Below are 21,162 nucleotides of genomic sequence, written 5' to 3' on the forward strand. Positions count from 1 at the left end.
TCTGATCTGGCTGGCAATCCGCCCTCTGGCGCACACGCGTCAGCTGATACGATGCCCGTTTACGATCAACCAAAGATTGTGTTGCATTCGCCTGATCCAAGGCTTGACGCCGCGTTCCGGCGGCTGTCCGTCGTCGGCAACTTGCCCCTTCGGCAGGTTTCGGCCCATCTTCCCCTTGCGGGAATTGCGGAGGGGGAGCCGATGTCGCGCTTTGTCAGCATCGCGGATCGTGACCGGATCGAGGCCGAGATGCCTTATGCCGACCGGCCGCTGCCCAGGACGATCTATGGCTTCCTGTCGGCTGCCCGCGACCGATCTCCGCAGCGCCCGGCACTGGCCTTCCAGCTGTTGGCCGACCCGCGCAGCCGTGCCTGCACGATGAACTGGACGGAGTTCCACGAGCGGGTGACCGAAACGGCGAACCTGTTCCGCAGCCTCGGCGTGGGCCCGACGGATACCGTGGCCTACCTGCTGCCGAACTGCCTGGAAACGCCGGTCGTGCTGCTGGGAGGAGCGACGGCGGGGATCGTAAACCCGATCAACCCCCTGCTTGAGCCGGAGCAGATCGCCAGCATCCTGCGCGAAACCAACGCCAAGGTGCTGGTCACGCTGAAATCCATGCCCAAGTCGGACGTGGCGCAGAAGGCCGCCGCCGCGCTGGAACTGGCGCCCAACGTCGAGACCCTGCTGGAGGTTGACCTGGCGCGGTACCTCAGCCGCTTCAAGCGGCTGGTCGTGCGCTTCCTGCGCCCGCGCGTCGTGGCCAGGCACAAGGCGCGGGTGCTGGACTTCGAGGCCGCGGCCTCGGCCCAGCCCCATGACCGGCTGGCCTTCGAGGACGTGCAGGCCGACCGTGTCGCCGCCTATTTCCACACGGGCGGCACCACGGGGATGCCCAAGATCGCCCAGCACAAGTATTCGGGGATGATCTACAACGGTTTCCTGGGCGGCTCGCTGCTGTTTCAGGAAAACGACGTGCTGATGTGCCCGCTGCCCTTGTTCCACGTCTTCGCGGCCTATCCGATCCTGATGTCCTGCATCCAGTCGGGCGCGATGATGGTGATGCCGACGCCGGCCGGATACCGGGGCGAGGGCGTGATGGACAATTTCTGGAAGCTGGTGGAGCGCTGGCAGGCGAGTTTCCTGATCACCGTGCCGACCGCCATCGCCGCGCTGATGCAGCGTCCGGTCAACGCTGACGTCTCCAGCCTGCGCACGGCGATTTCAGGTTCGGCCGCACTGCCGGTCGAGCTTTACAACCGCTTCAAGCAGGCGACCGGCGTCGAGATCGCCGAGGGCTACGGCCTGACCGAGGCGACCTGCCTTGTCAGCTGCAACCCGGTGGACGGGCTGAAGAAGGTGGGCTCGGTCGGCATCCCCCTGCCCTATACCCATGTCCGCATCCTGCGGCGCACGCCCGAGGGCTTCAAGGACTGCGGCACCGACGAGGTGGGCGAGATCTGCGTGGCCAATCCCGGCGTCTTCGAGGGCTCGACCTACACCGAGACGGACAAGAACCACGACCTGTTCGCCGAGGACCGCTTCCTGCGGACGGGCGACCTCGGGCGGATCGACGCGGACGGTTACCTGTGGATCACGGGCCGGGCCAAGGACCTGATCATCCGGGGCGGCCACAACATCGACCCGGCCGAGATCGAGGAAGGGATGCTGTCGCATCCCGATGTGGTCGGCGCCGCTGCGATCGGCCAGCCCGACAGCTTCGCGGGCGAACTCCCCTGCGTTTATGTCCAGCTGCGCGACGGGGCCTCGGTGCCGACCGAGGCACTGGCCGGACATGCCCGCGCGCATATCCATGAACGCGCGGCCGTCCCCAAGCACATCGAGATCATGCCCGAGCTGCCGACGACCGCCGTGGGCAAGGTCTTCAAGCCCGCCCTGCGCAAGCTGGCCATTGCTCGTGTCCTGTCGGCGGCGCTGGAGGGCACGGGCGCCTCGGTCGCCGAGGTGGTCGAGCATCGCCGGAACGGCCTGACCGCCCGCGTCACCCGGGCTCCGGGCACGGACGAGGCCGAGGTGACCCGCCGGCTGGGCGAGTTCACTGTCCCTTGGGAATGGGCCTGAGGAGCTGAGTCCCCGCGCCCCGGCCCAGCCCCTTGGGATCAGCCCTGCCCGGCAAGGGCCATGACTGATCCCGCGACGGCGCCCAGCAGGACGATGATCCAGGGCGGCGCCCTCCACACCGCCAGCGCGACGAACAGCACTGCCGCCAGCGCGAAATCCGCGCGGCCGTGGATGGCGCTGGTGAAGACGGGATCGTGAAGCGCAGCAGCGAGGATACCCACACGGCTGCATTGGCGCCTTGCATGGCCGACTGCGCCCATGGCCGGCTGCGCAGCAGGTTCCAGAAGGGAAGCGCCGCGACCCGCAGCAGGAAGCCCGGCAGGAACAGCGCCCCAAGGGCGAGGGCCGCGTCATGGGCTGGCCTTTCGCGGCATCTGGCGGGCCGGGCATGGCACGCGCGGGCGGGACAGGCAACGACGGGGCCCGCCCGGCCATTGACGCGGCCCCGACCCTGCGCGTATCTGCCGCTGTCCGAGTTCCGGCCCTGCCGGATTGAAAGGGAACACGGGACGGCCCCAAAGGGCTGAGGCCGTGGCTGCCCCCGCAACTGTGCGCGGAGAGCGGCGCCGACATGCCACTGGGGCTTGCCCCGGGAAGGCCGGCCGCCGTGATGACCCGCAAGCCAGGAGACCTGCTCGGCGACACCCTTTCGATGGTGCGGGGCGCGCCAGCGAAGCGGCATGCCGCAGCGGTGATCCGTCAACCGTCTGCGGGGCCGATCTGTCCCCCGGACCCACGCCAACCTTGCGGGCGCTGCCCCGCCATCCCGGGACCGATCATGTCCATCCGCACCCTTCGCCTGACCACCGCACCCCTTGCCGTCACGCTGATCCTTTCCGCCCCTGCCCTGGCGCAGGAGCGTGTGACGCTCGACCCCGTGATCCTGTCGGCCGGCTTCTCGCCCGTCGAGGCCGGCGCCTATGGCCGGGCGGCGACCGTCCTGGACGCCGAGGACCTGCGCCGCCGCGGCGTGTCCAGCCTGCAGGACGCGCTGCGCGCCCTGCCGGGCGTCTCGGTCGGCAGCACCGGCACCTCGAACACTGCCGTCCGCATCCGGGGCGGCGAAACGCGGCACACGCTTGTCCTGATCGACGGCGTCAGCGCGGCGGCGGGCGACCAGCCCTATTTCCTGTCCGGCCTCGACCTGGCCGATGTCGAACGCATCGAGGTGCTGCGCGGCCCGCAGACGGTCTATTACGGGTCCAACGCCGCCTCGGGCGTGGTCAACATCATCACCCGCAGGGCCGAGGCGACGGGGGGCTATGCGCGCGCCGAGATCGGCAACGGCGAGGCGCTTGCGCTGGGACAATCGCTGGTGGGCGACCGCTGGCGCCTGCAGGGCGACTGGTCCTGGCGCGACGACAAGGGCCATGACGTGTCGGCCGGCGACGGGGGCGACGACGACGGCATTCGCCGCGGCACGCTGGCGCTGTCGGGCGAATACGAGGCGACCGAGACGCTGCGCTTCGGCTTCTCGGCGCGCCGCTCGGACGAACGCTACGAGTTCGACGGCACCAACTGGTTTGCCTCGGACAAGGACAACTACCTGATCGACAGCGACGACGAAGCCAGGCGCGACGAGCGGATCGGCACGGTCTGGGCCAGCAGGACCTCGCTGGACGGGCGGCTCGAACAGCGGCTCGCCTGGCAAGACACCCGCCACCGGCTGGAACAGGACGACGGCGCGACCTCGCGCGCGCGGACACGGGCGCTGAAATACCGCGCCACCTTCGGTTTGGACGGGTCCGTCGCCGAAGCGGACCAGACCCTTGCGCTGGCGCAGGACTGGATCACCGACGAGGCCACGGGCGTGGCCGACAACCGGCGCGAGACGCGTTCGACGGCACTGGAATACCGGGGCGCCCATGCCAACGGACTCGATCTGCAGCTGGGCCTGCGCCACGACGACAGCTCGGACTTCGAGTCCAAGACCACCTGGAACGCGGGCCTGTCCTGGCGGATCGAGGGCACGCCCCTGCGCCTGCACGCCTCGGCCGGGACGGGCGTCAGTAACCCGCAGTATTTCGAGATCCTCGGCGGCTATGGCTATGTCGGCAACCCGAACCTCAAGCCCGAGGAGAACCGCAGCATCGATCTCGGGGTCGAATACGGCCTGCCGGACGGGCGGGGCGTCATCGACGTGACCTGGTTCAAGGAGCGGCTGGAGGACGAGATCACCTTCAGCGGCCTGCTGCTGCCGAATGGCACAAACTACTACAACCAGAACGGCACCAGCCGCCGCGAGGGGATTGAGCTCACCTACCGTCAGGACGTCACCGATACGCTGACGATCGGCGCGGCCTATACCTATCTGGACGCAAGGAACTCGGACGGCGCAGTCGAGATCCGCCGCCCCCGGCACGAACTGACCGTGAACGCAAGCCTGCAGACCTTCGGCGGGCGCGGCTGGGTGGCGGCCGACCTGCGTCATGTCCGCGACCTGCCCGACACGCAGTATTGGGGCAGCTACGCGACCGAGGACCTGCCGGATTTCACCACCGTCAACCTCGCCGCCAGCTATGACCTGACCGACCAGGCCCGCCTGTCCGCCCGCGTCACCAACCTGTTCGACGAGGATTATTCCGAAACCTGGGGCTATGCCGCGCCCGGCCGCGCAGCCTGGCTGGGGATCGAAACGCGGTGGTAAGCCTGCGCGCCCTGGCGGTGCTGGCGCTGGCGGCGGGTCTTGCGGCACCCGCCGGGGCCGAGCCGCCCAAGCGGGTCGTGTCGATGAACCTCTGCACCGACCAGCTGGCGATGGCGCTGGCCGCTCCGGGGCAGCTTGTCTCGGTGTCCTATCTTGCCCTCGATCCCCGTTCCTCGGCCATGGTGGAAGAGGCCATGGCCTATCCCACCAACCGGGGCCGGGCCGAGGAGATCTATCTGCTGAAGCCCGACCTGGTGCTGGCGGGCAGCTTCGGCGGCCCCGCCGTCGCCATGCTGCACCGGCTGGGCGTTCCGGTGGTCGAGGTCGCACCGCCCACCTCGCTGGCCGAGGCGCGGGACGCCATCGCCCAGGTCGGCGCGGCCCTGGGCCGCAGCGAGACGGCCGAGGCGATGATCGCCGACTTCGACCGCGAGGTGGCAAGGCTTGCACGCCCCGCAGGGCCGGATGCGCCGACCGCCGCGACCTGGGGCGCGAACGGCTATTCGATCGCGGGGGACACGCTGGCCGGGGACATCCTGCGCCGGGCAGGATTCGCGCTGGTGACGGACCGGCTGGGCATGGAGACCTCGGGCTATGTCCCGCTCGAGGTGCTGGTCATGGCCCAGCCCGACCTGATCGTGACCGGCAGCCCCTATCCCGGCGCCTCGCGCGCCGAGGAGGTGCTGGACCATCCCGCGCTGGAGAGGCTGGAGGGCCATGTCCTGCGCGTGCCGGATGCGCTGTGGACCTGCGCCCTGCCCCGCTCGCTGGAAGCCTTGGCCATGCTCTCGGCCGAAGCCGAGGCGCTGCGGTGAGACGGGACGCGCGCCTTCTGGGCAGCCTCGCCGCGCTGGTGGCGGCGCTGGCGCTCGCCTCGCTGCTGACCGGACCCGCGGATGCCGGGCTCCGCGCAGGGATTGAGGCGCTGTGGACCGGCGAGGGGCCGCTGGGCATCGTCTTGCGCGAGATCCGGGCCCCGCGCACCGTGCTGGCCATCATGGTCGGCGCGAGCCTCGGGCTGTCCGGTGCGGCGCTGCAGGGCTACCTGCGCAATCCCCTGGCTGAGCCGGGGCTGATCGGCATCTCCGCCTCGGCCGCGCTGGGGGCGGTGGTCGCGATCCAGGCGGGGGTTTCGGCACTGGCGCTGGGCGTGCCCTTCGCGGCCCTGGGCGGCGCGCTGGGGGGCGTCGCGCTGATCCTGGGACTGGCGGGACGCCGGGCCGGGGGCCTGGGCCTGATCCTCGGCGGCATCGCCGTTTCGGCACTGGCGGGGGCGCTGACAGCGCTGGTGCTGAACCTCTCGCCCAATCCCTTCGCCGCCTACGACATCATGTTCTGGACCATGGGCTCGCTTGCGGACCGCAGCTGGGGCCATGTGCTGACCGCAGCCCCGCTGATGCTGGCGGGATGGGTCGCGCTGGCGCGGGCGGGCCGTGACCTCGACGCGCTGTCGCTGGGCGAGGAAGCCGCAGCCTCCATGGGCGTGAACCTTGCGCGGCTGCGGCTGCTTGTGGTGCTGGGCGCCGCCGCCGCCGTCGGGGCCGCGACGGCCGTTGCCGGGGCGATTGGCTTCGTCGGGCTGGTCGTGCCGCATCTGCTGCGAGGCGCCGTCGGGGCGATGCCCTCGCGCCTGCTGCCCGCCGCAGCCCTGGGGGGCGCGGCGCTGGTGCTGGCGGCGGATGTGGCGGTGCGGCTGATCCTGCCGGAACGCGACCTCAAGCTGGGGGTGATGATGGCGCTGGTGGGGGCCCCAGTTTTCCTGCACCTCATCTGGCGCACGCAGGCTGGACGATGAGCCTGTCCCTGCAGGACCTGACGGTGCGGCGCGACGGATGCCCGACCGTCGATCATGTGACGCTGGAGGTGCCGGCGGGTAGCTTCGTCGGCCTGATCGGCCCCAATGGCGCGGGCAAGACCACGCTGATGCAGGCCGCGCTGGGGCTGATCCCGGCCGAGGGGCAGTCGGACCTTACAGCCCTCTCCCCTGCCCGCCGCGCCCGCCGTGCCGCCTGGCTGCCGCAGGCGCGCGAGATCGCCTGGCCCATCCCGGTCGAGGCGCTGGTGCGCCTGGGCCGCCGCGCCGATCCCGACCGTCGCGCCGACGCGGCCGCCGTGGCCGAGGCGATGGCGGCGCTGGACGTCACCCATCTGGCAAGCCGTCGCGCGACCGAGCTTTCCGGCGGAGAGTTGGCCCGCGTCCTGATCGCCCGGCTGCTTGCTCAACGCACGCCGCTGATCCTGGCCGACGAGCCGGTGGCGGGGCTCGACCCCTCGCACCAGTTCGCGGTGATGGAGCTGTTCGCCCGCTTCGCGCGGCAGGGGCGCACGGTGATCGCCTCGATCCACGACCTCGCGCTGGCCGCGCGCTTCTGCCATCGGCTGGTGCTGATGGACCGGGGGCGCCTTGTCGCCGACGGCCGCCCGTCCGAGGTTCTGACGCCTGCGCGGCTGGAACAGGTCTTCGGCGTCTCGGGCGCCTTCGTGCCGACGCCCGCGGGGCCGGTCTTCGTCACCCTGCCGCCACCCCCAGGGTCTTCCGTGCCCGTGCCACCAGAGCCGTGAGATCGTCGAAGCTCTGCTCGCCGAACAGGGCTTCGTCGCCGGCGATGAAGGTGGGGGTGCCGATCAGGCTCATGTGCTCGGCCAGCATGAAGGAGCGGGCGATGTGATCCTCGACCGGGTCGGACTGCATCGCCGCGCGCAGCTTCGCCTCGTCCAGCCCCAGCCGGCGGATGACGCGCATCACGGACGGCTCGGCGGCGCGGTCCTTCATCGCCATCAGTCCCGCGTGGACCTGCCAGTATTTCCCCTGCTCGCGCGCGGCCAGTGCCGCCCGCGCCGCGAAGTCCGAGCCCTCGCCGAAGACCGGCCATTCGCGGAAGACGACGCGCAGTTGCGGATCCGCGCCGATCAGGCGCTGCACCGCGGGCACCAGCTTCTTGCAGAAGGGGCAGTTGTAATCGAAGAACTCGGTCAGCGTGACATTGCCGTCCGGGTTGCCCAGCACGATGCCGTTGCGGTCCCGTTCCAATGCCTCGCGCAGTTCCCCGGGCATCGGGTTCGGCCGGTCGGCCGTCTGGCCTAGCGCGGGCGAGGCCGCCGCGGCGGCGAGAAGGGCAAGCGTGGCGCGGCGGCTGGGCATGGGCGTCCTTTCGGTGATCCGGGGGCAGGCTAGAAACGTTGGGGGCCAGAGGGAAATCACGAAGCCTCCAGCCGGGGGCCCCGCCCCGGAGGACAGATGCCGCGCCGATCCGCCGCCCCGCCGATCCGGGAACCCGAGACGGAACCCACCTGCCCCCTCTGTCTGCGCCCGATCCCGCCGGGCGTGCCGCAGAGCCGCCATCACCTTGTGCCGAAACTGCGCGGCGGCAAGGGCGGCGAGACGGTGCTGCTGCACCAGGTCTGCCATTCCACGATCCACCGCACCCTGAGCGAGACGGAACTGGCGCGGAACTACGCGACGGTCGAAGCCCTGCGCGGGCATCCCGAGTTGCGGCGCTTCTTCGACTGGGTGGCGAAGCGCCCGCCCGGGTGGAAGGGGAAGGTGCGGTGAAAAGGTGCGTGTTCGCAGGCACCATCCCGCCCTTGCCGGATGCCTTCTTGTCTGGCGCGTGATCACACGACACCGTGGCCATCAGCCCGCACCTGATGCGGCCCAATCATCAGCACGCCCCGTCCGCCTCATCACAGCCTCGTCATCTGGCCGGTCTGCGTAGCTCAGCGTTTGGAGAATGCGTGATTCGGGTACACCATCGGACCTCTCCTCCCGGAAAGGAACCGCCATGCCCCGCCTGACGATCATCAGCCTCGCCTCGGCCTGCGTCCTCGCCACCTCGCCAGTCCTGGCCCAATCCGCCGCAACCACGACGCCCGCGCCCCAGCCGGTGGTGACAACCCCGGATCAAGGGGCGACGCCCGCGAAGCCTGCTGGCGGCCACAATTGCGGGGGAAAAGCGCGGCAGGTCATGTCGTGATGCCTTCCCCGGGAAGGCGCTGCCTTCCCCTCGACAGGATACACTCTGCTCTCAGCCACGAAGGCGAGAGCAGTTTGGATCCACACGGCCCGCGTTATTGAAGCATCCGGCGCTCCCAGTTGCGCTTCAGGACATCAACGGCGCGGACACGGACCTCGTGGGCAATACGGCGCGTCAGCGCCTTGTCGCCATCACCCTGACCCAAGGCCTCGACGCTGTCGAGCAGCGCCTGAATGACCTCGGGCTCTGCTGCGCCATGCCGGACGATGGGGCTGAAGAACTCACGATACAGTTCCCGCACCTCGAGTTCCGGAACGTGGATGCGGTCATGGCGGACCGCCTGATGCGTCTCGTCGGCGGGCCGATGGTACTCGGCCAGAACGCGGCCGCCCGCGCGGATCACGTCGATCGCGGTCCCGGGATCGTTGATCGCAGCCGACAGGGCCCGGCTTGCGACCTCGCTCAGCACGATCATGCCATAGCGGATATCCTGATCGAAGCTGCGGCGAAGACCAAGGGTGAAAGCATCACGCAGCCGGTCAGCCCCGGCTTGATCAAGGTCGCGCGACACGGCCATAAGGGGTTCGTGCCGATGAACGTACTTCCCGGGCATGCGGAGGACTTCAACCCGGATGTCCAGCTTCTCGGCGGCGTCCTGCAAGGCTGGAATGTCGATGAAGCGGACAAAGCCCGCGTCTTTCGGAAGAACATGGCAGGCATCCCCCGCCAGCCCCGACGGCAACGGCCGGGCACCCAGCCGCGGATTGTCGCGGTAAAGGCAAGCGGCATTCGTCGCCGCCGTCTCGATCCGGCCGATGATGTCGGTCATGCGGCCGAACCGGTTCAGATGATCGACCCACCGCAGCAGCGTCCAGACGATCAGAAGAATGTTCAGAAGCGTCGCCGCAAACAGCAGCACCCGCCCCTGCGCCGCGTAGAAACCGGCCGAAAGCCCGATGATGCCGACGATGCTGAACAGGAACGAGCCGATGAACACCGACACGGCGTTCTGCGCGACCGTGTCCATCGCCAGCAGTTCGGTCGCCCTTGGCGTCGCGCTGTTCGTGGCGCTGCCATAGGCGCCGATTATGATCGACATCGAGAAGGTCGTCACCGCCAGCATCGACGACGCGATGATATTCAGCAGCGAGCTGACCGAGCCCGAGGCAAGCTCGATTTCAGGGATATAGGGCAGATAGGGCCCGATCCACTGGGCCAGCAGCGCCAGGGCGACGCCGCCCAGGCTGAACAGCGTGACCCTGAACCACATCTGCCGCGAGATTTCCCGCAGCCGCTGGATCCAGGCGCTGTCCTGCCAGCCCATCCCCGCCGCCTTACCGCGCGAACTTCTTGTACTTCACCCGCTTCGGCTCGATCGAATCCGGCCCCAGCCGCCGCACCTTGTCTTCCTCATAGGCCTCGAAGTTCCCCTCGAACCATTCCACATGCGCGTCGCCTTCAAAGGCGAGGATATGCGTGCAGAGGCGGTCCAGGAAGAAGCGGTCGTGCGAGATGATGACTGCGCAGCCGGCGAAGTCTTCCAGCGCCGCTTCCAGCGCCTGCAGGGTCTCGACATCCAGGTCGTTGGTCGGCTCGTCCAGCAGCAGGACGTTGCCGCCGGATTTCAGCAGCTTCGCCATGTGGACGCGGTTGCGCTCGCCGCCCGAGAGCAGGCCCACCTTCTTCTGCTGGTCGCCGCCCTTGAAGTTGAAGGCGGAAGCATAGGCGCGGCTGTTCATCTGCGCGTCGCCCAGGTCGATCTGCTCGGCGCCGCCCGAGATTTCCTCCCACACGGTCTTGTTGGGGTCCAGCGCGTCGCGGCTCTGGTCCACGTAGGACAGCTGCACGGTGTCGCCGAAGGTGATCTCGCCCGCGTCGGGCTGCTCCTGCCCGGTCAGCATGCGGAACAGGGTGGATTTCCCCGCGCCGTTCGGGCCGATCACGCCGACGATGCCGCCCGGCGGCAGGCTGAAGTCGAGGTTCTCGATCAGGAGCTTGTCGCCGAAGGCCTTGGACAGGCCCTTCACCTCGATCACGCGGCCGCCAAGGCGCGGGCCGTTCGGGACGATGATCTGGGCGTTGGCAATCTTCTCGCGCTCGGATTTCGACGCCATCTCGTTATAGGCGTTGATCCGCGCCTTCTGCTTGGCCTGCCGCGCCTTTGCGCCGGCGCGGATCCAGTCAAGCTCGCGTTCCAGCTGCTTCTGCTTGGCCTTGTCCTCGCGGGCCTCCTGCTCCAGCCGCTTGGCCTTCTGTTCCAGCCAGGCGGAATAGTTGCCCTCGTAGGGGATGCCCCGGCCGCGGTCGAGTTCCAGGATCCAGCTCGTGATGTCGTCCAGGAAATAGCGGTCGTGGGTGACGGTCAGGATCGTGCCGGGATATTCGATCAGGTGCTTCTGCAGCCAGGCGATGGTCTCGGCGTCCAAGTGGTTGGTCGGTTCGTCCAGCAGCAGCATGTCGGGCGCCTCAAGCAGCAGCTTGCACAGCGCCACGCGGCGGCGCTCGCCCCCGGAAAGCGTTTCCACGTCGGCGTCGTCAGGCGGGCAGCGCAGGGCTTCCATCGCGACGTCCACCTGGGAATCCAGGTCCCACAGGTTCTCGGCGTCGATCTCGTCCTGCAGCTTGGCCATCTCCTCGGCGGTTTCGTCCGAGTAGTTCATGGCAAGCTCGTTGTAGCGGTCGAGCTTGGCCTGCTTGGCCTTGACGCCCTCCATCACGTTGCCGCGCACGTTGAGCTGGGGGTCCAACTGGGGCTCCTGCGGCAGGTAGCCCACGGTCGCGCCCTTGGCGGCCCAGGCCTCGCCGGAAAAGTCCTTGTCGATCCCGGCCATGATCCGCAGCAGCGTGGATTTCCCTGCGCCGTTGACGCCGACGACGCCGATCTTGACGCCCGGCAGGAAGTTCAGGCGGATGTTCTCGAAGGTCTTCTTGCCGCCGGGATAGGTCTTGGACACGCCGTCCATGTGATAGACATACTGATACGAGGCCATGATCCGCTCCTGTCGATTTGACAGGTCATGTAGGCCATCGCCTGCCCGAGGTGAAGCAGCGTATCGGGAAGGTCACCTGATCAGGCGGTTGAACTCGGCGTCAAAGGTGGCTTCCAGAAAGGCGAACTGCGGCTCGAGCCGTTCGCGGATCTTCGCGCGAGCTTCAGGGGGCACGGACAGCTCGGCATTGGCGGCGAAGACCTTGGCGTTCAGGCCGCGATAGGCGTGCGGGGTCAGGCCGCAGAAGGCTTCCACCCGGCGCATGACGCCCGCAGGGTCCTTGGCGATCATGCCGAAGGGCAGGATCAGCAGCCGGTCCGCAGGCAGGCGCGAGGTCCAGCGCGGCACATAGGTCGCGTAGTCGCCCCGGTCGTACAGCACCGGGTCGTCGATCTCGGCCAGCCAGGCCTCGACTCCGCGCGGGGCCTTCTTCTTGCGCGTCAGGTTCATCTTGAGCTGGCTGATCGCGCGGTCGACCGGGTGGCGGATGATGTAGATGAAGCGCGCCTGCGGCAGGAAGTCCGTGACGAACTCGACCCCCTCGTCCGGCAGGGTCGAGTATTCCGGGGTGATGTCGCAGGGCATGGTGCCCTCGGGGGCGGGGGCGAAGACCTGCTTGTACCAGTGGTTGGTGAACATCTCGCCCCGGGTGATCCGGTCGAGCCAGGCGTCCAGCGCGGGCGGCATCGCCTCGCCCTTCGCGGCATAGCGCTTTTCCTGGGTCTGGCGAGCGCGCTTGAAATGCCAGGGCAGCCATTGCCGGTGTTCCGGCAGGAAGCGGTGGTTGAAGAACTGCACTTCCTTGAAGGGCGGCAGCCAGACCTGCGGGTGCTGCGAGATCATCTGCCCCAGCCAGGTGGTCCCGGCCTTCTGCGCCCCGATGCCGACGATCTGCGGCTTCTTCGGCGCGCCCTCGGGGTCCCACTTGGGCAGGTCGGTCACAGCGTTCCCCACAGGTCGTAGTCCGAGGCCTCGTCCACCGTGACCGTCACGATGTCGCCGGGCGTCAGGGCCTCGAAGCCCTCGTCGATGAACAGGTTGCCGTCGATCTCGGGCGCGTCGGCCATCGTGCGGCAGGTGGCGCCATCCGCGTCGATGCTGTCCACGATGACCTTCTGGCGGGTGCCGACCCTGGCAGCGAGCTTGGCGGCGGAAATCGCCTGTGCCTTCTGCATGAAGCGGTCCCAGCGGTCCTGCTTGATCTCGTCGGGCAGGTGGTCGGGCAGGTCGTTGGCCCGCGCCCCGCGCACGTTTTCATACTGGAAGCAGCCGACGCGATCCAGTTGCGCCTCGTCCAGCCAGTCGAGCAGGTACTGGAACTCGGCCTCGGTCTCGCCGGGATAGCCGACGATGAAGGTGGAACGCAGCGTGATCCCCGGCGCGGCGGCGCGCCAGGCGACGATCTCGTCCAAGGTCTTCGCGCTCGCCGCGGGCCGGGCCATGCGCTTCAGCACGTCGGGGTGGGCGTGCTGGAAGGGAATGTCGAGGTAGGGCAGCACGCCCGTTCCCGTCGCCGCCGTCTCGGCCATCAGCGGGATCAGGTTGCGGACATGGGGATAGGGATAGACATAGTGCAGCCGCACCCATGCCCCCAGCGAGCCGAGGTCGCGGGCAAGATCCGTGATATGGGCGCGGTGGCCCCGCTCCTCGGCATAGCGCAGGTCGAGGCCGTAGGCCGAGGTGTCCTGCGAAATGACGAGCAGTTCGCGCACGCCGCTGGCGACCAGCTTTTCCGCCTCGCGCACGACAGCATGGGCCGGGCGGCTGACGAGGCGACCGCGCAGGTCGGGGATGATGCAGAACTTGCAGGCGTGGTTGCAGCCCTCGGAAATCTTCAGATAGGCGTAGTGACGCGGGGTCAGCCGCACCTCGGACGCGGGCAGCAGGTCGATGAACGGGTCCGGCGCGGGCGGCACGGCCAGGTGCACGGCATCCAGCACCTGTTCGTACTGGTGCGGGCCCGTGACGGCCAGCACACGTGGATGGACGCCGGTGATGTATTCGGGCTCGGCCCCGAGGCAGCCCGTGACGATCACCCGGCCATTTTCCGACAGGGCCTCGCCGATGGCTTCCAGGCTTTCGGCCTTGGCGCTGTCGAGGAAGCCGCAGGTGTTCACGATCACCGCGTCGGCGCCCTGGTACTGCGGGCTGATCGCATAGCCCTCGGCCCGCAGGCGGGTCAGGATTCGCTCGCTGTCCACCAGCGCCTTGGGGCAGCCTAGGGACACCATGCCGATGGTGGGCTGTGCGCCGCGACCCGCAGCCGCACGCGCAGGCGCGTCGTCAAGGCGAAGGGCGGGGGCGAGATCCGGGCGAAGGCTGGGAGGGTTCAGGCTCATGGCCCGGCATATAGCGACGGGCGGGCCGAAGGCAAAGCGCGCGACGTGGCGTTTATGGCACGATGATGCGCGAAGGCCGCGCCTTTCGCGGGATCGCGACCCCCCATCGGCTGGCGCGGTCGTGATGGGCGCGCAGGCCCAAGGCGGCGGGCGGCGGATTTCCATTCCGGTCGCAGGCCGCCATGATGCGCCCATGCACATTCTTGCCCATCTTGCCCGCCGCGCCGCGCTTCTGGCGCTGATCGCCCTGCCCGCCTGCGCCGCGCCCCCGTCGGGCGGCATCGCCGCGACCCAGGTGGCCGCCGGACCCGAGCCCATCGTCATCCATGACAACCGGGGCGGCAACGTCCTGCAGATGATCCAGCGGCGCAACGAGCTCGAGGCCTCGGGCCGGCCCGTCCGCATCAGCGGGGTCTGCAACTCGGCCTGCACGATGCTGATCACACTGCCGAATGCCTGCCTTGCGCCCGACGCCTCGGTCGGCTTCCACGCGCCGCGCCTGCCGGGGACCAAGGTCATCCCGCCCATCGTGGACCAGTTGATGGCCCTGCACTACCGGAACGGCATCCTGGAACGCTGGAATGCCGAATGGCGCCATTCGCTGAAGATCCGGAAGATCAGCGCGCAGGAATACGTCAGGCTGGACCCCCAGACGCGGCTCTGCTCACGCTGAGGCTCAGGCCGCCATCACCAGCGGCTTGAGGTTCCGAAGCTGCCGCTCGATCAGCCGGGCCACGGGCTTGCCGCGCATGACGGGACGCGCCGTCGGCTGCGGCTCGGCCGTGCCACCCGCCGAAACCAGTTCGGGAAACAGCGCATGCAGTTCCTCGACCGCGTCCTTCGTCATCGCCGCCAGGGCCATCGGCCCGAGATAGAGCGATTCCGCCTCGGCCCCTTCGGCGAAGACGATCTCGTGCCGATCGAACATGAGGTGCCAGTAGCCGACGCCGCCCTCCGCCTCGATCCGCTCGATCCCCGGATGCCCCAGCAGGTGGACGGCCGCGATCAGTACCTCGGCCGAGCCTGTCATGCGTTCCGCGATCACGGAACGGACCAGCATCCGGTGCTGGGGCGAGACGACCAGGTCTCGCGCAGGCAGGCCCGGCCCCAGGGCGCCCGCCATAATGCGGATCGGGTGCAGCCTGGGATTGGCGCACAGGTCGGTGCCCGACACCTGTCGCCCGCCCAGCCAGCGCAGCGGCTGCAGCCCATGGTCGCGGGTGCGGATCAGATCGCCCACCCGCAGGCGCTGGACAGGGCGAAGCCCGCGCTCTGTCTCGATCAGCGTCCCGGTCGTGAAGCAGGTGACGTCGATCCTGAAATCGTCGTCGCGCGAAATCTCGGCCCAAGGGTAGCGTTGCAGGGGCTCGACGTAGCTGACGTGCATGGTCGAGATCGCCACGCCCGAACTGCCGTCGTACGGAGTGGTCTGCCCGTCCAGCGGCACCAGCAGCCGCCGTTCGTCGGAAGGGTCCGCGACTCCCGTCAGGGACAGGACAATGGCGTTGGTATCCCCGGACTTGCCCTCGGCATATTCGACGTAGCTTCTGAGGAACCGGACGGCGCCGACCCGGTACTCGACCCCGGCCAGAACAACGATGTCGCCGTTCGACAGCATCGCGGAACTGGACTGGGACAGCTCCAGCGGTTCGAGAACGGCCGAGATCCTGTGGGTGCCGCCAAGCCTGCCCTCGGGCCTGATGACCGCGCCCTCAAGCGACTCGGGCCCCATCAGAATGCTGGCGTCGTAAAGATTGACCATCGTTAACCCCGCATTTTTACAAGGGGTTAACGATGATTGGTTAACGCAAGGTTAAGCGCCCGGAAAAATGCGCCTCAGTCGCGCAGCCGCCAGCCCGTCACGAAGATGCGCCGGATCACCGCCAGCAGCACGACGATCATCAGCCCCACCGCGACCAGCGACACGCCCACCGGCACGTCGGCCAGCCCGAAGAAGGACCAGCGGAAGCCCGAAACGAGGTAAAGCACGGGGTTCAGCTTGGCCACCTGTTCCCAGAAGGGCGGCAGCATCGAGGCCGAGTAGAAGGCGCCCCCCAGGAAAACCAAGGGTGTGATGACCATCATCGGGACGATCTGCAACTGCTCGAAGTTCTTGGCCCACAGGCCGATGACGAAGCCCAGCAGCGCGAAGGCCGTCGCCGTCAGGGTCAGGAAGGCCAGCATCCACAGCGGGTGGACGATATGGACCCCCACGAAGAAGAAGCTGGTCACGAGAATGATCGCCGCGATCAGGATCGCCTTGGAGGCAGCGGCGCCCACGAAGCCCAGCGTCACCTCGGCCCAGCCGGTCGGGGCGACGAGGTATTCGTAGATCGTGCCCGAGAACTTGGGAAAGTAGATCCCGAAGCTCGCGTTCGAGACGGACTGCTGCAGCACCGTCAGCATCATCAGCCCCGGCACGATGAAGGCCGCGTAGGAAATTCCCTCGACCGATTCGATCCGCCCGCCGATGGCGGCGCCGAAGACGACGAAATACAGAACCGTGGACAGGACGGGCGAGGCGAGCGACTGCCAGATCGTGCGGAAGAAGCGCGCCATCTCGTGGCGATAGATCATGCTGACGGACTGCCAGTTCATCGCCGCGCCTCCCCCCCGTTTTCCAGCAGCGACATGAACACTTCCTCCAGCGAGGACTGCTGGGTGGCGACGTCGCGCACGCCGATGCCCTGCGCGTTCAGGTCGGCCAGCAGGCGGCCGATGCCGGTGCGTTCGGCCCGCGCGTCATAGTCATAGTCCAGCCTGCGGCCGTCGGGCGACAGCGTGATCCCCCGGTCGGCCCAGCCCTGCGGCAGCGCGTCCAGCGGCGCGTCCAGTTCCACGGTCAGCTGCTTGCGGCCGAACTCGCCCATCAGCTCGGCCGTGGGGCGGACCAGCATCAGGTGGCCCTTGTCGATGACGCCGATGCGGTCGGCCATCTCCTCGGCCTCTTCCAGGTAATGCGTGGTCAGGATGATCGTCACGCCCGAGGCGCGCAGCTCGCTCACGACGGTCCACATCTCGCGCCGCAGGTGGACGTCCACCCCGGCGGTGGGCTCGTCGAGGAACAGGACCTTGGGGCGGTGCGACAGCGCCTTGGCGATCAGCACCCGCCGCTTCATGCCGCCCGACAGCGCGCGGGTCGGCGCGTCGCGCTTGTCCCACAGCGCCAAGCTGCGCAGAAGCTGTTCCAGGTAGGCCTCGTCCGGTCCCTCGCCGTAAAGGCCGCGGGTGAATCGGACCGAGTTCGCAACCGTTTCAAAGGGTTCCAGCGCGATTTCCTGCGGCACGAGGCCGATCAGCTTGCGCGCGGCACGCCAGTCGGTGCGGATGTCATGCCCGCCTACGCGCACGGTCCCGCCCGTGGGCACCACCAGCCCGCAGATGATGGAAATGAGCGTCGTCTTGCCGGCGCCGTTCGGGCCCAGCAAGGCGAGGATCTCGCCCTGCTCGATCGACAGGCTGACATTGTCGAGCGCCCGCGTGCCGCCCGCATACTGCTTCGACAGGTGGTCGATCTCGATGATCGGGGGCACGGCACTCTCCTTGCGAACTGACGAGAGCTATGCCTGCAAGCCGCGCTTGTCCAGACGCGCGGTCCTTCAGCGTGCCGAGGCCTCGGTCATCAGCGCCTCCGACGCGCCCTCGACCACGGCTTCCAGCCGCTCGACCGTCTCGCCTGCCGAGCCCCCGGGCGGAAGTGGATCGAGAAACTCGATCACCGCGCGGCCCGGGCGCATCCGCAGCCCGTCCCGGGGCCAGAACATGCCGCAGTTGACGGCAACGGGATGGATCGGCAGCCCGGTCGCGGCCTGGATCGTGCCGACGCCGTGCTTGTACTTGCGCCGCTCGCCGGGCCGGGTGCGGGTGCCCTCGGGGTAGATGATGAGCTGGCCGAGCCCGTCGCTCGAGGCGCGGGCGGCTTGGACTCCGGCGATGATCTGGCGCATCGCCTCGGACCCGCGGGCGCGGTCGATGGGGATGCAGCCCGCAAGCCGCGCGTAATGGCCCATGACCGGCACCCGCAGCACCTCGCGCTTCATGATGAAGCCGCATTGCGGAACGGCATGGGCGATGGCGAGGATGTCGAGAAAGCTCTGGTGCTTGGCGGCGATGATGCAGTCGCGGGTGGGCGGCGTGCCCCGCACCTCGACCGAAATCCCCAGGATCGCGCGGGCGGCGGCCAGCAGCCGGCCCGTCCAGACGACCGGCAGGACATGGGCCTGCGAGGGGTCACGGCGGATCCTGGGCCACCAGGCCAGTCCCATGACCAGCGTGACAAGCGCGATCCACACATAGAAGACGGCTGTGCGCAGCGGCCACAGCAGCGGCAGGCGGCCGGGCTGGTAGCGGGGATCGCGGGCAGGATTTGCGACGGCTGACCGGGGCTCTGCCCCGGACCCCGGGATATTTCCAGACAGAAGATACCCCTGCTGCCGCATTCCTTCGGGTGCAGGGCTGAGCGCCCAGCCGGGCTGTTCAAGGCGGCGCAGAGCCATCAGCGGACCTCGCGCAGCATCCGCAGCGCGGCGGCGCGGGTGGCGGCAAAGCCCACCAGCGCGCCCACGGGCGGGATCAGCAGCGGCCACAGCCAGCCCCAGCCGGTGAAGCCGAGGCCCGTCAGGAAGCCCCCCGCCGCCTGCATGTCGGGCAACGCGAAGACGGCGAGCATCCCCAGCAGGGTGCCCCCGGCCGCGCCCAGCGCCGTGCGGCGGGTCAGGCGGCGGACGAAGGCCTGGGCGATGGTCAGGTCGCGCGCGCCGATCAGCCGCATGACGCGGATCACAGGCCCGTTCGCGGCCAGCGCGGCCTGCGCGGCCAGCGTCACCATTGCGGCGCCCGCCGCCCCGATCAGCAGAAGCGACAGCCAGCCGAGCCAGCGCAGCCGCGAGGCGGCCGAGACCAGCGGCTGGCGCCAGCGGGTGTGGTCGTCCAGCACCGCGCCCGGCGCCTCGGCCTCGAGCCGCAGGCGCAGGCCCTCGGCATCGAAGCCGCGTTCGGTCGTGACCTCGACCAGCCGCGGCACCGGCAGCGCGTCCACGGGGACGTTCGGGCCGAACCAGGGCTCGAGCAGCGCCTCGACCTCCTCGCCCCCCAGCAGGCGGCTTTCGGCGACGCCCGGCGTCGTTGCAAGCGCCTGCTGGACGGCGGCCGTTTGCGCCTCGATCTCGGATGCAGGGGCCGAGACACGGATCGTCACGGTCTGCGCCAGCCCCTCGGCCCAGCGGTCGGCCAGACGGCCGGTCGCCAGCGCCAGCGCCAGTGCGAAGACCGCGAGGAAGGCCATGACCCCGGCCGCGAAGACCGTCAGCTTCGCCGTGACGCCCGAGGGCGGCACGATCCGGTCGGCCAGCCCTGCCTCGCGCCCGACCAGGCTGCGCCAGAGGGTGCGGACATCCAGCGCATCCAGCCCCGTCCGTGCGCGGGGTGCGGAGGGCGCGCGGCGGACCATGGCGCGCCAGTCGGAGCGTTTCTTCGGACCCGCGCTCACAGCTCGGTCCCCGCGGCCTGCACGCGGCCGCCGGCGATGCGCAGCACGCGCACCGGGACCTGCTGCCTGGCAGCCCGGATCAGGTTCATGTCATGGGTGGCGATCAGCACGGTCTTGCCCGACTTGTTCAGTTCGATCAGCAGTTGCAGCAGGCGCAGGGACATGTCCCAGTCGAGATTGCCCGTGGGCTCGTCCGCCAGGATCACGTCCGGCGACAGGATCACCGCGCGGGCCAAGGCGGCGCGCTGGCGTTCACCCCCGGACAGCGCCGGCGGCAACTCGCGCGCGGCCTGCGTCATCTGCACCCAGGCCAGAAGGTCGCGGATGGCGGCCATGTCCACCGGCTCGCCCGCGACGATCATCGGCAGGGCGATGTTTTCGGCAACCGGCAGGTGATCGAGGAACTGCGTGTCCTGCTGCACGAGGCCGATCCGGCGGCGCAGGGTCGCGATCTCGTCCCGGCCCAGCGCGGCCGCGTCCTGCCCGAAAACCGTCAGGGTGCCGGAACTGGGCAGGAGGTCCGCGATGCAGAGCCGCAGGAAGGTCGTCTTGCCCGATCCCGACGGGCCGGTCAGGAACTGGAAGGAGCCGCGCGGCAGCTCCAGCGTGATGCCCCCAAACAGCGCGCCGCCCCGAGGATAGGCGAAGCCCACATCCCGCATCTCGATCACGTCCGCCCTCCTTGACCCGGCGCGCTTGGCGGCCGATGGCGGCGTTGATAGAACGTCGGCGCGGCGATGAAAACCACGCGGCTTGGGCGAAACGGAGGCGATGCGATGCGGCTGGTCTGCCCGCGCTGCGGCGCGCAGTATGAAATCGACGGCGCCGCGATCCCGTCCGCAGGGCGCGACGTGGAATGCTCGGCCTGCGACCACGTCTGGCGCGCCCTTCCCCCGCCCGAATCCTTCGATCCCGCCGCCCGCCCGCAGCTGAGCCGCCCCCTGAGCGACTCGGTGATCGAGATCCTGCGCGAGGAAGCCGCCCGCGAGCTCGAGGTCCGCGCTGCCGAGCGGCGCTCCCTTCGCGCGGCGGAAAGGGCGTCTGCCGCACTGGCCGGAATCGGGGATCAGGACGGCCAGGCGCTGGTGGACGACGTTTCGCCCGCGCCGGCCCTTGTGGCCGGGGCAGGCAGCGGCCCCGGTATAGGCGCACAGGGTGGGGTGGCCGACGCGGGCACCGGCCCGGAAGGCCCTGACCCTCTCGCCCGCAAGACGGACACCTTTCCGGCACCGGCAGCCGCCGCGCGGTCCGCACCGGGTGCGGACCTTAGGGCAACCGAGCGCGTCATTGCAGCCGCGCCTGCACCTGCGACCGAGCCGTCGCGCCCGTCGGCCCCCGACATCCCCGCCGCCCCGCCCCTGCCAATCTCCTCGGCCACAAGTCACCGGCGCGGCTATGGCGCGGGCTTCGGGCTTGCAGTGATCGTCGCGGTAGTCGCGGTCGCCCTTTATGCGCTGGCCCCGCGCTTGAGCGGCATGGGTCCGCTCGGCGCGACACTGGCGGAATGGCGCAGGGGGGTGGACGAGGGTCGGGAGTGGCTTGCCGTGAAGGGCGAGGCTCTCACCGGTCGTATGGATGGGGAACAGGGCGGCGAATAAAGACCCCAAGGCACCCGGCTTTGGCGGGGCCTGATCTCTGCCTA

21 protein-coding genes and 1 riboswitch are annotated in these 21,162 nt (G+C 69.2%); of the genes, 9 read left to right on the plus strand and 12 right to left on the minus strand.

All coding sequences use genetic code 11. The features are described 5' to 3' along the window. The first annotated feature begins 201 nt into the window (after positions 1-201). Positions 202-2,082: an acyl-CoA synthetase gene (locus BLQ03_RS09125; RefSeq protein WP_090755082.1), complete on the plus strand. Its 1,881-nt coding sequence runs from the start codon at positions 202-204 to the stop codon at positions 2,080-2,082. A 38-nt stretch (positions 2,083-2,120) separates the two neighbouring features. Here BLQ03_RS09125 and BLQ03_RS18575 read toward each other — a convergent pair whose 3' ends face one another. Beyond that, entirely contained in the window at positions 2,121-2,303 is a 183-nt protein-coding gene (locus BLQ03_RS18575; protein ID WP_217629689.1) for a hypothetical protein, read from the minus strand. A 237-nt stretch (positions 2,304-2,540) separates the two neighbouring features. Continuing rightward, positions 2,541-2,735: riboswitch (cobalamin riboswitch) on the plus strand. 125 nt (positions 2,736-2,860) lie between these two features. Between BLQ03_RS18575 and BLQ03_RS09135 the strand changes: the two genes are divergently transcribed. The 4 genes from BLQ03_RS09135 to BLQ03_RS09150 are packed head-to-tail and all read left to right on the plus strand — an operon-like array spanning position 2,861 to position 7,291. Further along, positions 2,861-4,729 (plus strand): TonB-dependent receptor plug domain-containing protein, encoded by a 1,869-nt coding sequence (locus BLQ03_RS09135; RefSeq protein WP_090755085.1) that lies wholly within the window; start codon positions 2,861-2,863, stop codon positions 4,727-4,729. Beyond that, a complete protein-coding gene (locus BLQ03_RS09140; protein ID WP_245688784.1) occupies positions 4,723-5,544 on the plus strand; it encodes an ABC transporter substrate-binding protein in 822 nt (273 codons plus the stop codon). Before BLQ03_RS09135 ends, BLQ03_RS09140 begins: the two co-directional genes overlap by 7 nt. After that, positions 5,541-6,524, plus strand: a complete 984-nt coding sequence (locus BLQ03_RS09145) for a FecCD family ABC transporter permease (protein ID WP_090755087.1) — start codon at positions 5,541-5,543, stop codon at positions 6,522-6,524. The genes BLQ03_RS09140 and BLQ03_RS09145 overlap by 4 nt, the downstream gene beginning before the upstream one ends. Beyond that, positions 6,521-7,291, plus strand: coding sequence for an ABC transporter ATP-binding protein (locus BLQ03_RS09150; protein WP_090755089.1), 771 nt, complete (start codon positions 6,521-6,523; stop codon positions 7,289-7,291). Before BLQ03_RS09145 ends, BLQ03_RS09150 begins: the two co-directional genes overlap by 4 nt. On the opposite strand, the gene BLQ03_RS09155 is transcribed toward BLQ03_RS09150, so the two are convergent. After that, complete coding sequence (locus BLQ03_RS09155; protein WP_090755091.1) at positions 7,239-7,871, minus strand: DsbA family protein; 633 nt, start codon at positions 7,869-7,871, stop codon at positions 7,239-7,241. The two genes, BLQ03_RS09150 and BLQ03_RS09155, sit on opposite strands and share 53 nt — an antisense overlap. A gap of 96 nt (positions 7,872-7,967) precedes the next feature. Between BLQ03_RS09155 and BLQ03_RS09160 the strand changes: the two genes are divergently transcribed. Further along, the gene (locus BLQ03_RS09160; protein WP_090755094.1) at positions 7,968-8,282 is read left to right on the plus strand and encodes an HNH endonuclease family protein; all 315 of its coding nucleotides are present in this window, start codon (positions 7,968-7,970) and stop codon (positions 8,280-8,282) included. Between the two features lie 229 nt (positions 8,283-8,511). Further along, complete coding sequence (locus BLQ03_RS09165; protein ID WP_090755096.1) at positions 8,512-8,703, plus strand: hypothetical protein; 192 nt, start codon at positions 8,512-8,514, stop codon at positions 8,701-8,703. A gap of 94 nt (positions 8,704-8,797) precedes the next feature. Here the strand turns inward: BLQ03_RS09165 and BLQ03_RS09170 are convergent, their stop codons facing one another. The 4 genes from BLQ03_RS09170 to rimO form a co-directional block, all read right to left on the minus strand. Continuing rightward, complete coding sequence (locus tag BLQ03_RS09170; RefSeq protein ID WP_090755098.1) at positions 8,798-10,027, minus strand: DUF2254 domain-containing protein; 1,230 nt, start codon at positions 10,025-10,027, stop codon at positions 8,798-8,800. Between the two features lie 10 nt (positions 10,028-10,037). Continuing rightward, positions 10,038-11,693, minus strand: a complete 1,656-nt coding sequence (gene ettA, locus BLQ03_RS09175; protein WP_090755100.1) for an energy-dependent translational throttle protein EttA — start codon at positions 11,691-11,693, stop codon at positions 10,038-10,040. A 72-nt stretch (positions 11,694-11,765) separates the two neighbouring features. Continuing rightward, positions 11,766-12,635 (minus strand): sulfotransferase family protein, encoded by an 870-nt coding sequence (locus tag BLQ03_RS09180; RefSeq protein WP_245688786.1) that lies wholly within the window; start codon positions 12,633-12,635, stop codon positions 11,766-11,768. Continuing rightward, positions 12,632-14,032, minus strand: coding sequence for a 30S ribosomal protein S12 methylthiotransferase RimO (rimO, locus tag BLQ03_RS09185; protein ID WP_090755102.1), 1,401 nt, complete (start codon positions 14,030-14,032; stop codon positions 12,632-12,634). Before rimO ends, BLQ03_RS09180 begins: the two co-directional genes overlap by 4 nt. Positions 14,033-14,225: 193 nt before the next feature. Between rimO and BLQ03_RS09190 the strand changes: the two genes are divergently transcribed. Further along, positions 14,226-14,705, plus strand: a complete 480-nt coding sequence (locus BLQ03_RS09190) for a hypothetical protein (protein ID WP_090755104.1) — start codon at positions 14,226-14,228, stop codon at positions 14,703-14,705. A gap of 3 nt (positions 14,706-14,708) precedes the next feature. On the opposite strand, the gene BLQ03_RS09195 is transcribed toward BLQ03_RS09190, so the two are convergent. From BLQ03_RS09195 to BLQ03_RS09220, 6 genes are all read right to left on the minus strand, one after another. Further along, on the minus strand, positions 14,709-15,794 hold the full coding sequence (locus BLQ03_RS09195; RefSeq protein WP_090755106.1) for a Hint domain-containing protein: 1,086 nt from the start codon (positions 15,792-15,794) through the stop codon (positions 14,709-14,711). A gap of 74 nt (positions 15,795-15,868) precedes the next feature. After that, on the minus strand, positions 15,869-16,630 hold the full coding sequence (locus BLQ03_RS09200) for an ABC transporter permease (RefSeq protein ID WP_090755109.1): 762 nt from the start codon (positions 16,628-16,630) through the stop codon (positions 15,869-15,871). Beyond that, positions 16,627-17,565, minus strand: coding sequence for an ABC transporter ATP-binding protein (locus BLQ03_RS09205; protein WP_090755111.1), 939 nt, complete (start codon positions 17,563-17,565; stop codon positions 16,627-16,629). Before BLQ03_RS09205 ends, BLQ03_RS09200 begins: the two co-directional genes overlap by 4 nt. Positions 17,566-17,631: 66 nt before the next feature. Continuing rightward, positions 17,632-18,528 carry a lysophospholipid acyltransferase family protein gene (locus BLQ03_RS09210; protein ID WP_245688788.1) on the minus strand — a complete coding sequence of 299 codons (897 nt, stop codon included), beginning with the start codon at positions 18,526-18,528 and terminating at the stop codon, positions 17,632-17,634. After that, the gene (locus BLQ03_RS09215; RefSeq protein ID WP_090755114.1) at positions 18,528-19,481 is read right to left on the minus strand and encodes a cell division protein FtsX; all 954 of its coding nucleotides are present in this window, start codon (positions 19,479-19,481) and stop codon (positions 18,528-18,530) included. The genes BLQ03_RS09210 and BLQ03_RS09215 overlap by 1 nt, the downstream gene beginning before the upstream one ends. 35 nt (positions 19,482-19,516) lie before the next feature. Further along, positions 19,517-20,191: a cell division ATP-binding protein FtsE gene (locus BLQ03_RS09220; RefSeq protein WP_090755117.1), complete on the minus strand. Its 675-nt coding sequence runs from the start codon at positions 20,189-20,191 to the stop codon at positions 19,517-19,519. A gap of 105 nt (positions 20,192-20,296) precedes the next feature. Here BLQ03_RS09220 and BLQ03_RS09225 point away from each other — a divergent pair, with 105 nt between their 5' ends. After that, positions 20,297-21,118, plus strand: coding sequence for a zinc-ribbon domain-containing protein (locus BLQ03_RS09225; RefSeq protein WP_175558820.1), 822 nt, complete (start codon positions 20,297-20,299; stop codon positions 21,116-21,118). Positions 21,119-21,162: the final 44 nt, after the last annotated feature.

Source organism: Paracoccus chinensis, from assembly GCF_900102885.1.
Lineage (GTDB): Bacteria > Pseudomonadota > Alphaproteobacteria > Rhodobacterales > Rhodobacteraceae > Paracoccus > Paracoccus chinensis.